The organism is Seinonella peptonophila, assembly GCF_900129355.1.
Taxonomy (GTDB): Bacteria; Bacillota; Bacilli; order Thermoactinomycetales; family Thermoactinomycetaceae; genus Seinonella; species Seinonella peptonophila.
This window is the reverse complement of record NZ_FQVL01000019.1, coordinates 1-12537: the sequence shown is the minus strand read 5'-3', so window position 1 is coordinate 12537 and position 12537 is coordinate 1. Positions and strand designations below refer to the sequence as shown.

Annotated in this window: 10 protein-coding genes and 1 pseudogene; 7 read left to right on the top strand and 4 right to left on the bottom strand. The window is 34.9% G+C overall.

Annotation, left to right across the window (positions count from 1 at the left end):
- Window positions 1–12 precede the first annotated feature (12 nt).
- Window positions 13–612 carry a hypothetical protein gene (locus tag BUB71_RS17555; RefSeq protein WP_073158115.1) on the top strand — a complete coding sequence of 200 codons (600 nt, stop codon included), beginning with the start codon at window positions 13–15 and terminating at the stop codon, window positions 610–612.
- A gap of 321 nt (window positions 613–933) precedes the next feature.
- Here the strand turns inward: BUB71_RS17555 and BUB71_RS17550 are convergent, their stop codons facing one another.
- On the bottom strand, window positions 934–1188 hold the full coding sequence (locus tag BUB71_RS17550; protein WP_073158111.1) for a hypothetical protein: 255 nt from the start codon (window positions 1186–1188) through the stop codon (window positions 934–936).
- 424 nt (window positions 1189–1612) lie between these two features.
- Between BUB71_RS17550 and BUB71_RS17545 the strand changes: the two genes are divergently transcribed.
- The 3 genes from BUB71_RS17545 (at window position 1613) to BUB71_RS17530 (ending at window position 3372) form a co-directional block, all read left to right on the top strand.
- The gene (locus BUB71_RS17545; RefSeq protein WP_073158108.1) at window positions 1613–1954 is read left to right on the top strand and encodes a hypothetical protein; all 342 of its coding nucleotides are present in this window, start codon (window positions 1613–1615) and stop codon (window positions 1952–1954) included.
- 331 nt (window positions 1955–2285) lie between these two features.
- A complete protein-coding gene (locus BUB71_RS17535) occupies window positions 2286–2546 on the top strand; it encodes a hypothetical protein (RefSeq protein ID WP_073158101.1) in 261 nt (86 codons plus the stop codon).
- 226 nt (window positions 2547–2772) lie between these two features.
- Window positions 2773–3372 carry a hypothetical protein gene (locus tag BUB71_RS17530; RefSeq protein WP_073158096.1) on the top strand — a complete coding sequence of 200 codons (600 nt, stop codon included), beginning with the start codon at window positions 2773–2775 and terminating at the stop codon, window positions 3370–3372.
- Between the two features lie 59 nt (window positions 3373–3431).
- Here the strand turns inward: BUB71_RS17530 and BUB71_RS17525 are convergent, their stop codons facing one another.
- The 3 genes from BUB71_RS17525 to BUB71_RS17515 form a co-directional block, all read right to left on the bottom strand.
- On the bottom strand, window positions 3432–4862 hold the full coding sequence (locus BUB71_RS17525; RefSeq protein ID WP_073158093.1) for a prolyl oligopeptidase family serine peptidase: 1431 nt from the start codon (window positions 4860–4862) through the stop codon (window positions 3432–3434).
- 518 nt (window positions 4863–5380) lie between these two features.
- Entirely contained in the window at window positions 5381–5782 is a 402-nt protein-coding gene (locus tag BUB71_RS17520) for a nuclear transport factor 2 family protein (protein WP_073158090.1), read from the bottom strand.
- Window positions 5783–5845: 63 nt separating this feature from the next.
- The gene (locus tag BUB71_RS17515) at window positions 5846–6241 is read right to left on the bottom strand and encodes a hypothetical protein (protein ID WP_073158087.1); all 396 of its coding nucleotides are present in this window, start codon (window positions 6239–6241) and stop codon (window positions 5846–5848) included.
- Between the two features lie 207 nt (window positions 6242–6448).
- Between BUB71_RS17515 and BUB71_RS17510 the strand changes: the two genes are divergently transcribed.
- From BUB71_RS17510 to tnpA, 3 genes and pseudogenes are all read left to right on the top strand, one after another.
- Complete coding sequence (locus BUB71_RS17510) at window positions 6449–7801, top strand: hypothetical protein (RefSeq protein ID WP_073158083.1); 1353 nt, start codon at window positions 6449–6451, stop codon at window positions 7799–7801.
- Between the two features lie 811 nt (window positions 7802–8612).
- Window positions 8613–9980, top strand: coding sequence for an SH3 domain-containing protein (locus BUB71_RS17500; RefSeq protein WP_073158076.1), 1368 nt, complete (start codon window positions 8613–8615; stop codon window positions 9978–9980).
- Between the two features lie 525 nt (window positions 9981–10505).
- Window positions 10506–10819, top strand: a pseudogene (gene tnpA, locus BUB71_RS19275) (IS200/IS605 family transposase).
- Window positions 10820–12537 lie beyond the last annotated feature (1718 nt).

Here is a 12537-nt window from a genome sequence, read left to right as displayed (position 1 = left end):
AGGTGAATAATTATGTCTACTCAGGATAATGCTATTACACTCACTTCAAGCAAAGAAGTGGGAAATGGGATTGTTTTAAATAATTATCAGAGGAATAATAATACAAGTTTCTACGAAAGAATTTCACTTTCAGGAAAACATGAATTTGGAGGTTATCGAGTTCGATTAAGTGATATTGAGCAAGTAGAACAGATGAGAGGTGAAACAATAGAAAAAGAAAATTTAAGTGTTGTGATTGAAGAAGAAGGGTCTTTAAGTAGGACTGAAAATGGTAATTTACAAGACGAACGAGGTAAACGCGCAACATTATCTTATGAAGAGTTTACTCAATTTGATGCAGATAGGGAAAGCGGAATCTCGCATAATAAAGCTTTACAACTTCACGAAGAAAGAGAAACTAAAAAGATTAATCATAGGAATTTATTAGAAAGTCTGGGGAGAGAAATAGATGTAGAGAAAGGGGAATATGGAGAATCCACAGTAATTGATCCAATCGCCCATGATCAGGCTTTGAAGCTTTTTACACAGAAAGGAGGCAAGCCTGATTGGGATGATATTTTAAGAAGTACAGAAAGGGGAATGGAAGAAGGAAACGAGGATAAAGAAAAATAATTAAATTTAAAGCTTAGATTAACTTTACCTAATTTGGTAAAGGCTTTTTTTTACAAATTGATTGATTTATACCTAAGTACATTTTCACTTGCGTTGCATTCATGACCCAAAACCAAATACATAGCCTGTCCCTTTCCGAGTTGATCTCTGGTAAGAGTGGTTTAACCAACTCCTTCCACACGAACAGGCTTAAAAATTAAGGCACTCAGATTTCGGGTGTCTTAAAAGTATATTTCAACATCCAAAAGCAGCCCATCCCTCGAACTTGCGGAGGTGTGACTGCTTTTGGATGTTCAGCTTCTTTCTGGGAGGCGGGATTTCCTAGTCAGCGAACCACTCAATGAGAAAGGTGATACAAGCTCCGGCAACAAGTCCAAGAGCGCCTCCAACAATAGGGCTCTCCTGGCTGTTGATTTCTGCGATGGCAAATAAAACCATCGAAGCGGACATTATTCCACCGTCTATGAACGGAAAGCGTATTGTGCTGTAGTCCATCATGACTTTTAGGAGGCATCCTAGGAAGCCTCCAATCATGTAGGCGACAGAAAGAAGGCCGATGATCTGGAGAAGGTCCACTTCTCTCCTTTCGAACGTGGTCGAACGGTTGCTGGCCTAACCCGGTTTTTGAGATAGGCTAATCGGATGTTGCGTTAAATAAATGAAAGCATACTTATTGCTTCTATGTCTACGAAAATACGAATTAAAGTAAAAAAATAGAAATTTCCCAAAATTATATCCCTTATTGTGCCTCTGACTGCACATATATAGTAGAAAGTAATTAAGTCTCTGCCTAAATTGGCAGGGGCTATTTTTATGCCACATAACGAACCAAAACCAAATACATAGCCTGAACCGCTTTAAGGTAGCTCCTTATTGCGAGTGGTTTTTCCTTTTCCTTCCCACGTGTTCAGGCTCCATTTAGGAAGCGATAATTTGTCGCTTCCTTTTTTAATTCCAAAAGGAAACAGGAGAAAGGGACAAAAGGGACAAGGTGGTAAGAATGAAAATTAATGAAGGAATGTTGTTAGAAAGTAAATCTGTTCGCGTAACAATGATGGGGAAAACGGAAGTTCTAGACAAGGTTAAGGACTTAGTATTTTTACCAAATACGAAATTGATGACAACCGAACAAGTAGCTGGATTTTATGAGGTAAGTAAAAAGTCAATCAATAGTTTAACATTTGATCATAAAAATGAATTATTATCAGATGGTTATACTGTTTATTCTGGTGAACAACTGAACTCCTTGAAGAAGTCCAGTCACATAAAAACTCGTGCTAGATCATTAGCACTTTCCCTCGCCGTGCAATCTTCGAGTCGGTATGCTCTTACGCGACTCTGAAGTAGCTAAGCAAATTAGAACCTATCTTCTCGACACTGAAGAGCAATCAACACATAGAAAATTTATTGAGTTTTGCGATGACTACAAATTAGATATCAAAGTGGTACAAACCACGTTAACATATTATTATCAAGCTAGAAATTTCATGAAGAATATGGGGTACTCAGGTAACATCACTCAAATGTTAAAAGATTACTTTGATCAAAGCGAGAAAAAAATGATAGATCGTGCTTAGTACATTTCAGAAGAGGGTTTAATTCGTTTTTGTACTGGATTTAAAAGAAAGAAAATAGTACACATATTAGCTCAACACTTAGGGATTAAATCGTTCATGTCTCCTGTTGAAGTTGATATTGCATATGCTTTAAAAGCAGCTTTTCCTGATTTGACGATCATTGAAAAGAAAACAATTGAAGGTACGAGAGAGGAAATTGATATTTATATTGAGGAATTAAAGTGGGCTATAGAAATTGATGAAAATGGACATGCAGGTTATGACCAGGTAAATGAAATACGTAGACAGAAGATGTTTGAGGATGGTTTAGGATGTACTTTCAAGAGATTAAACCCACTAAACCAGGCTTTACAGTAGGTGAAGTAGTTGCTGACATTCGGAATGAATTAAAAGAAGTGTCTTTATTATTTTGTCCTAAATGCAAAAAAATCCATATAAATATCCATTTTTGGTATATATGCAATAGATTAGAAAGTCAATACAGGAAGATCTTCTTTAGAATAGTTTGGTGAATATGTTTAATTAACTTTTATTATTGAATAATATATTATTAAGGTGATTGATTTGATTAAGGAGGTTTTATATGTCAGAGGATAAACGATTTGAAGGGAGAAATTTAGGTGGACTTGGAAAAATAATGAACTTTTTAATTCCAATAACTTCCAAAAACAAAATGCCTAATTTAGGAAAATTAAAAATTGAAAAAAGACTTGGTTTAAGCCGATTTATAAATAAGTTAATACCAGAAGATACTAAAGCAAAAGATTTACCTAAAGTTACATCTGAGGGTGTTGAGAAAACTATGGAAGGTACTCAATATCATTTTGGTAAAGACGGAATAGAATGGCGTAATTTTAATGTTGATAACCGTACAATTGTAGAATTTCGTGATCCTGATACAGGAAAGGTTGAATATTGGTGCCATGGGGCTAATGATCCATACAGAGATGTAGCTAGAATTCAGGCTTATAGAAAAGAACATGGAGAGCCCACAATCCCCGATGATTTTATAGGAAAACAAGGGGAGAAATATTTTGAAGAAAAAGTAGACAAAATGGGATATACAAAATCTGATAACTCTCCTAAAATAACATTCGAACCATCAAGAGTAAATGAGATCACAGTTATTGGTAAAGGAAAAGGGTCCCAAGAACTTGATGGACCCAATATAGATGAGCGTTAGTAAAAGTCACATTATTCTTGTGGCTTTTTATTTGCTTCAAATTTAAGAAGGTGTAGCCATCATGAGAAGAGGAGTTGCCAGTACAATGCCCATGGTAGCAATACAATACCACCAAGAACGAGTAGGGAGAAACGAATCTTATCTAGAAGCCGGACACATGTGCGGTTTTTCCACCAAACCATGATCAACCATAGGGTAAACAAACATGTTGAGATAGTAAGTAGTTGAATCAATAGCCAAAATATAGACCTGCCTAGCATGATATACCCCACGATTTGACCTCCAAAGAACCAGATGAGTAGCAAGTATGCCCAAAATAGAAGGACAGTAACAAGCCCACTAATCGCCAGATGCTTTGCCCATTTTTGTACAAGAGGTGCTGTAGCACTCTTAGATTTTCGATTAAAAATTCCTATTATAAAATAACCGATGAAAACGATAAGAAAAAAGAGAATGAGTTTTAATTGAAACTTAGCAGAATCATACCAATGTAATGATGTAACTTCTGGAGGCGATAATCTCTCTTGTGTAGGTGTTTGCCCGATAACCTTGGATACAGGAGGATTGCCTTTTAACACTTGATCTAGCCAAGTGTTCAGTTCTTTCTCATAATCTGCAGTGAATGATGGCGTGTTGGCAAAACCATCTTCGCTACTTTGAAAACCTTCGTGAGTAGCATCTTTTAGAAAGAGCATCGTATTGTAATAATTCCCAGAAGTATTGAGTATCTTTTTCATGATTTGTGAGCTTTCTTCTGGTGGGACGATTCGATCTTGACTCCCCCAGATTGCCAGTACAGGTTGCTTGATTTGTTTCATAACTGGAACAGGATCATAAGCTGCCTCAGGGAATAAACCTGCTGAATACACAAATTTAGCTCCATTGCGTGCTAATGATTGGATCATCGCGTCCGATGTGACGCCAATATGGTGCAACCGGTTTTCTAAACTCCACGTTTGTTGTTGTAGTGGCTTAACAAGTGGAGCGCCTATTGTAATCATAAATGCAACCTGTTTCGATTTTGAAGCAGCAAGTGGCGCAACCCAACCACCTTCACTAAACCCCCATAAACCTATTTTTTTTGTGTCTACATCAGGTCTGGTGGAAATTGTTTTCATCGCTGCAATCACATCATCTGCTAATAATTGATAGGAGCGTTCTGTTTTGCTATATCCCTTCGTTCGTTTATTGTAGATCAATGTCACCATTCCAGCTCTTACGAACATTTCTGCTTCTTTTCGTAATTCCATCTGATCTCCTTTACCCGCACCATGAACTAACACAATTGCTGGATGAAGACCCGATGTATTTGGGACTAAAACTGTTCCATTCAGGGTCTCTCTATATGGTCCTGTCCCACTCTGAAATGTAATTTTTTCTTCTTGATATGATTTGTTTGCTGCATATGAAGTTGGAATAAAAAGTTGAAACAACAAAGCTACAAGTAAGAATGCAGAAATCAATGATGCCTTATTTATACACTTGCTCATTTATAAGCCTTCTTTCATATGTAAGGTATAAAACAATTACTCTATCAGATATTTATATCTGGTAGAGTAATGTTAATAAAGCATTATTTCATTTGTCAAGAACATATAAATACACACACAACATGATCCACTCCGATGAGATGGCTGAACGCGAAGGGACCCTCACCGCTTACCTAGGGAACTAAGAGTTAACAAATCAATCATTATGGAGGAAAGAAAATGAAACGTGAAAATCGAAAACCAATTCGTTTAATTCAGGGAAAATCCCCATATTTGCTACCATGAACATAAACCAATTGACTGACACCTGGGAACCAGAGGCATTTCAATTGACTAACATAAAAGTAAACCAGTCTTTGTGTCCATTGACTATTCTCAGCCCCAAAGGGGCTAATCGTAAGAAGCTAGGATTACGAAATCAAAATCAAGTTGTTGTTGATACTAACTCTAGAAAAGAGCACTTATATCGAGAGGCTCTTTTCTAGAGTCAGGAGTAGCATTTCTACTAGTTTTTTGACTTATTCTTTTTTAAATGATTCCTCCAAACCGGCTGTATCTTCAAACCCTTGAAAGAATTTGATTTTATCATCTTCAACTTCGACAACGACTGCCCAGTAACTTTCAAATAATTTATTGGTGGTTCGAATGCGATGAATAAATTTCCCCCATGCAAAAGCAGTTAATTCATCTCCAATGATCTTATGAATAGTAAATTCTTGTGTATCGAGATCTTTTTGAAACTTCGATAGCAAGTTGCGTACGCCCTCTGGACCACGATACGTACCATAAAAATGATGTTTAGTAGAAGGATGCTCCTTAGCTGCGATAAATTTGGCGTCCTCATGTACATAGGAGAGTGCTTTTTCTGGATTACTCATACTTTGAATGTATTGTGTTAGTATTTGTTCTGCTTTTTTCATAAATATCATCCTTTGTATGTTAGTATCGTAAATTAAATGTTTTTAAAGGATAAAGATAGGTTTTTATATTTGGTTGACCTTATAAAAGTAGAATTCAAAAATTGAAAAGATGGCGACTAATAGTGCAACGAGAATGATACCTATGATCCCGACAACTGTGAGTGGAAGAAGGGAAATAAGAATTGCACTGTCAATAACCCAGATTAAATCAATAGCAGCAAAGGTAAGCAGCATATTTGCTGGGATTTGTTTTTGCTTAGCCGCCCAGAAGGTAAAAGAAACAAAGACTAGTAGGCCAAATCCAACGAATCGAATGATTAAACCGTTTTCGATTCCTGTTAATTGTCCAACGAAATTACCAAACAGTAATAAGATAAGAGCAAATCCACCTGTTGAAAAAGTATTTACAAGCAAGATCCATTTCAATCCATTTGAGATAGTAACTTTTTTTGATTTCATTTTGCGATCCCTCGCTTTATGTGTTTTAACTTTCAACCTGATTATCATTCATATTTCACTGCCATACCCATACATTTCACTGCTAAACAGTGCTGATTTGCAAAAATAGCACTGTTTAGCAGTATGTTTTTGAAAATATTGGTAAAAAACATCAGCATTTGCATAATCTATTAAGCTGTATTAATTTGTCTAAAGGGGGTGCATGGTTTGGAAATCGTATTTTTTGTTTTATATGGATTATTGATATGGATTGCTATCTATATCATGCAACGGGATATAAAAAATAAATCATTTGTGCTGATAGGCATCAGTCTGATTTTTTCAGCTATTTCTAATGGGGGAATGATTCTTGCTAGTTACACGATAACATTCCGATCTATTTTCGTTTCGATATGTGACTTTTGTATCTTTTATTCACCATTGATCTTAATAGGAGCCATATATGCTCAACTTCCACAGAGTTCAAAGTATCGAACTCGCATGATACAGTTATGGTGTTATGTGCTTTTACCATTAGTAAGTGTCGTCAGTATATATCTATTCTATTTACATAATATCTATAGTTTACAGGTGGTGCTTTTTTCATTTATTTTAATAGCCTTCGTTCTTACTATTATCATCTCAATGAAATCTTTTATTACTCATTTGAAAGATAAGATAACAAAATTCAGCTTATTATTATGTATATTTATTTATGTGGTTAGTTTAATTATGTTGTTATTCAATGATCACGCGATCTTTAGCATTTTAAATAGTATTGGATTAATAGGAATCGCAATCATTATGTTTGCTTCCATGGTTCTAAAACAAGGTGAGCGATGGTTTCCAGATTTCATCTATTCCTTTGATTATATGTTACTGATCACTTTAGTTTTTACCGGACAAGTGGTATTTGTGATCTGGATTAGCTCCAGATTTTCATTTAATACCATACTCTTTATCCTAATAAGTATTTTAATTTCAGTATCCGCGCAAGTGTTATCCCGTTATATCCAAACAATATTTGATTATTTTGTTTTTGTATCGTTTCCCAAGTTACGTCAAGAGCGTTCTCGTTTACGTACAATTGAGAGTGTAAAATTAGTTGTAAATGAACAGTTTTATCCAGAGCAGATGGAAGAAGAAGAATTATTTCGTATGGTGCGCCGTGCATTTAGCCATTTTGGAGATTTACAACGTTTATCAGCAAATCCACTCACTCAATTGCAGGTTATTGATCACCGGTTACAGCAAAAAGGGAATACATCAGACATCTTAGAACGTGCAAATGAATTGAAATTAATTATGTTTGAATGTGTACAACAATTAAAACCTCAAAAAGATCGATCATTCGATACAACAGATGAGTGGCGATTTTATAACTCACTATATTTTCCATATATTATCGGGATCAAGCCCTATAGTAAACGATATGATCATTCTCAACTCGATGAGGATGCCAAAAAGGCATTAGATTGGTTTCGAACTTGTGTCCCCGAGCGTACTTTTTATAATTGGACAAATGCAGCAGCACGTCTAGTAGCTTTGCAATTAAAGGATAAATTTTTAATATCAAAGTAAGATATTTTAGGGTATCCAGAACTTAAACAGTCAAAAATAGTAATAGGAAAACTAAATTTAATATTTTTCTGTGATTGCATCGGTGCCAAATATAAAATAGTGTCTCTTGATTCGAGGCGCTTTTTATAGAGTCAGGAGTAGCATTTCTACTAGCTTTCCTTTGTCTTATACTTTTCTAAATGATTTTTCTGAATTGGCTGTTTGGTGACCCAAAATACCAACTAACGGGTTAAAGACGTTGTTACTCGTGTCGTTATGGAGAATATGAGGAATCGGGAAAGTTGAGGGGTTATGGCTATAAGGAAATCTTTCATCCAGGTTTTAAGAATCATGTTTTCCTATTAAGAATTTGGACATTTCCACCTCGAATCAAAGATCTTTTAAAAGATAAGCCGAAACCATTTGAAGCGCTACTTTCTGATCCAAAGTATCGATATTTCTTACCTAATTCCTTTATATCAATAATGTTACTACGAATCGTGATCGTTTTAACAATTCTGCATCTCCCTTTCATTATGTGTTTTCATAGGAATCAAATTTTTCTAGCGCATGATTATTTTGTACAACGTAATGGAATCATATAATCAGATAATATTTTTATTTGAATATTAATTCATAAATGAACCAAAAAATCCAGAATATTATGATATGTATCTTGATCTTCATTTATCGGATTGTCATCATTGAAATCTAGCTGAATTAGATGTTTTATTAGTTTGTTATTTGAATTATATTTATGTTGATAATTAATCCATTATATATAATAATATGATTTATAAATTAATAGAATAACTAAAGGAGGCATGTTTGATTGACAAAATGTCATAGATTTGGGTTATTCCTATTCTGCTTGATATTAATGGGTTCAATCCTTACCGGACAAATTCCAAACGTTTACGCTGGAAACCAATCGCCTTACTCGCTGATCTTTGTAGATGAATTAGGGGATAAATATGAAACACTGATCAGGAATGAATTTTATCGTGTTTATCCAAAGCTCGTTGCAACCTTTAACCCAAATGCTCCTAAAATCGTAAAAGTAAAGGTTGACAATAGCGATCCTAACAAAGGGGGATTTTATAAATTCAATGAGCCAGATACTATCTATCTTAACATGAGTAAATCTTTACCAGACAATAAAGTTCCTATTTCTCAAGAAATGGATCAGTTGAATTTCCGTGTATTTGATCATGAATTGGCCCATTTGGTTCAGGCATATAGTCCATCTACTCCAATTTGGATTATAGAAGGAATGGCAGATTATGCCATGATTCTTTTAGGAGATGGTATGACTGATGTTTCTGTTCCCATCCACCCAGAACCGAAAGCTACTTTTTCTTCTGAAATTGAAAAGAAAAAGTATAAAGAAGCAGCTCGTTTTCTCATTTGGGCGAAAAATTATAAGCGAAGCACGATCATAGAGGAGATCAATAAATATGCTCGCCAAGAGACCGTTTTTAAAAATTTTGATCAATTATGGGAAGAATATTTTAAACATCCCGTTGCGATAGAAAAGAATCCACAGTGTTATGCTGCTGGCGAAAAAAATTGCCCCGACTTAACCAATGGAAAAGGTGGAAGTTATAGTCCACTTACAAAAGAACCAGATGGCAACAATAATGCTATTGTCACCAAAACCACCTATTTATTAAAAAAACCAGATGTTTCAGATTCAATCACTGAAGTAAAAGCTGCATCTGCTGTTCAAGCGATTTGTAAAACGTCAGGTTCCCCCTTCCTTGGAGATGATTCCAAAATCTATCACACATGGTCATATATCAAAGTAGGTAAAATGAAAGGATATATTCCTGCTAAATATCTCACAACAAAAGGATTCATTCCGTCATGTCCAAAGCCATCCATAACTCCGAATACTGAGATACGTCATCTTGTGCGATCAGACTCCGCTCTTTACAAAAAAGCCGACCAAAATTCGGATATCTTGGCTTACATTAATAAAGGAACTGAAGTAGACATTATCTGTGTAAAACCAAGTAAGCAAGATGCAAACGGTAAACAGGATAATTGGTATTATGTTCAAGTCGATAAAAAGAAAGGCTATCTTTCTGCCGAATCCATCAAAATCATAAAAGGCGAATCATACCCAGGATGTAAGAAAAATCCAGTGATACCATCTGAATTGATGAAAGAAGAGGGAAAGCAAGGTGGCGGGAGGTGAATCAACTCTTGCTGATTAATAAGGATTCAACTGATTTTGAATGGAACCTATAAAGTCAAGAAAAATTAAGCATGTTTGTAGGGTATGAGTTTATATTGAACTCATACCTTTCCATATGAAAAGCGAACCAGAAAAAGCGAAGTGTAATAAAGAGAAAAAGTTAGTAATAAAACGTTTCGAACTGATAATTTTAATTTTATTCCCAAATGGAGCTAAAAACTGGTAAGCAAATTGATTCTCAGACGGTTCAATTGTGGCGAAATAATTCCTAATAGTCACTTTTGTAACACGATAAATTGATCTCTTACTGATATATCTATCAATAGCTGGCACATTATAATGCCATTATCTTTAACTCTATGACAGCAAGTTGGTGATTGTATAAACCGTAAGCTTTGAGGCGCTTATCAGCAATACGAGATAATGAGATTACACAGAAGGGAACAGAGTAAGTTTGTAATTTCGTGTGCAGTTTGGATAAAGAGTAATAGTAATCAAATAGTGTGTATAGGATAAAAACCAAAAATGAACCTGGTAAACAAAGAAAAAGCAAAACAAATGTTTATCGACATTGGTAGTAAGTACCATATAACATTAATAGAGTGGAACCACGATCAAGATCATGTTCACGTGTTATCGAAAGCACATCCTAAAACAGAACCTTCGAAATTTATAAATTATTACAAAATTTACAGTTCTCGCATCATCAATAAGAATTTCCTCACATCAAAAAGCAACTGTGGAAGGAGTCCTTCTGGTCTAGAAGTTTTTGTCTTTTAACTACAGGTGGTGCACCCATTGATGTAGTTAGAAAGTATATTGAAAAACAAGGAAAGTGAGGTGCAAATGTACAAAGCATTTAAGTTTCGGTTGTACCCGACGGAGTAACAATTATTAAAAAATTCAGTCTCTCCTATTACCATAAAAGCAGCAAAAGATGCGGTAAAAATCGAGAACAAACTCAACAAGCAAACTACCAATCAAATAAAAAAAGTAGCTTATAATCATTAACTTTTGATGACCCAAAATATCAGCCAACGGGCTAAAGATATTGTTACTCGTGTCGTTATGGAGAATATGAGGAATCGGGAAATAGGGGGTTAGTTTGAAGAAATTACAGGAACATCATTCAAGTGTTAAAAGAGGAAGCTAGATAAGTTGCTGATTTTGCAATCATTGATCGAGCTAACCGAACTTGTACCAGTTGAAAGCTATTCAATGATGGTAGCCAGAACAAAGGTCATGCAAGCTCAATTTGAAGGTACTATCAATGAATCTTTGAAACGAGATGCTTTATATTGTGTAATTTCTTTTCATAATTTCAATCATGCAAGTTGCAGAAAATGGGAAGGGATATTAAATTGACAGCTGAGGCTTCAGGAGATTATCCAATATTGTCTAATTTGAGGAATTATGGATTTAAAGAAATCTTTCATCCAGGTTGTAAACATCATGTTTTTCCTGTTAGAGATCTAAAATGTATGAGTAAAAGATAAATGTTAAGAATTGTAGACTGGCTTGCTTTAACATAGGTCAGTCTATAACTTTTTTGTTTAAGTTGGATAGATGATAAAGGAATGTATCTAAAAGGACATTTCATTGAGGATAAGATAATCATCTTTTATTATCAAAACAGATCAAGGCGACAGGCCATAGAAAATATCAAGACCGGTTGTCAGTCGATGATATTTGGTGTTGCTTATCAGAAGTAGGATTATTGTAGGGCTAATCTATGCGAATCATCTACAAAAATGCTAATGGGGAATATGGATTCGCGAATCTGTTAGGTGTAAAGAAAAAAATGTGGAGTGTGTTATGGTTGCTGGGATTTTTCAGTTATCATGAAATACCAATCAACTGAAAAACGAAAGCGATATAAGGTTATAATGCCCTATCCATTATGGATAAGGCATTATGATCTTTCACCAATGCAAATGTTGGTTATTCCCTTATAACGTGTGAGGTATCAACTGTTCAAAAAGGAATGCACGAATGAAACAAACTGCTGTTCAAGCTTCTTTTCTTTGAAGATATCTTTGGGAATAATGGCAAAAATATAATCAGAATCAGAAAAATAAAGATATCGATTCGTACTTTTAAGACTTATGTTATCCCAAAGGTAAGAAGTTTCCTCTGAATCTGTTTTTAGCTGGAGTCCATTTTGTTGTACTTCTAGCTCTAACCAATCGAAAATTTCCTCTTTGTAAAAATAACTACATCCATCAACTCCTATAGTTTTATAATTCGTTTTTTTCCATGTCCGAAAAATATCCTTATAACGATGAACAAGGGATGAATAGGATGTATATCTTTCTGAAATCCAGTAATAAAGACCTAAGATGATCGCAAACGTGATAAATAAAAGACCAAAACTATAAAGTACTGAAAAGGATTGAGTTTTAACAGCATAGGACAATAAAATAATAAGAATAGATAGAGGTTGTTGCATTAATCGAAAATAAAAAATAGAAAAATCCGCCAAAATGTGGTTAGATGAAAGCTCTCACACAACCATCATCCACAAAGGGCGGATCATCATGAGTGTAGCACGACTTTC

Coding starts and splice junctions, on each gene's coding strand:
- BUB71_RS17555 (WP_073158115.1), top strand. CDS start 13: ATGTCTACTCAGGATAATGCTATTACACTCACTTCAAGCAAAGAAGTG.
- BUB71_RS17545 (WP_073158108.1), top strand. CDS start 1,613: ATGAAAATTAATGAAGGAATGTTGTTAGAAAGTAAATCTGTTCGCGTA.
- BUB71_RS17535 (WP_073158101.1), top strand. CDS start 2,286: ATGTCTCCTGTTGAAGTTGATATTGCATATGCTTTAAAAGCAGCTTTT.
- BUB71_RS17530 (WP_073158096.1), top strand. CDS start 2,773: ATGTCAGAGGATAAACGATTTGAAGGGAGAAATTTAGGTGGACTTGGA.
- BUB71_RS17525 (WP_073158093.1), bottom strand. CDS start 4,862: ATGAGCAAGTGTATAAATAAGGCATCATTGATTTCTGCATTCTTACTT.
- BUB71_RS17520 (WP_073158090.1), bottom strand. CDS start 5,782: ATGAAAAAAGCAGAACAAATACTAACACAATACATTCAAAGTATGAGT.
- BUB71_RS17515 (WP_073158087.1), bottom strand. CDS start 6,241: ATGAAATCAAAAAAAGTTACTATCTCAAATGGATTGAAATGGATCTTG.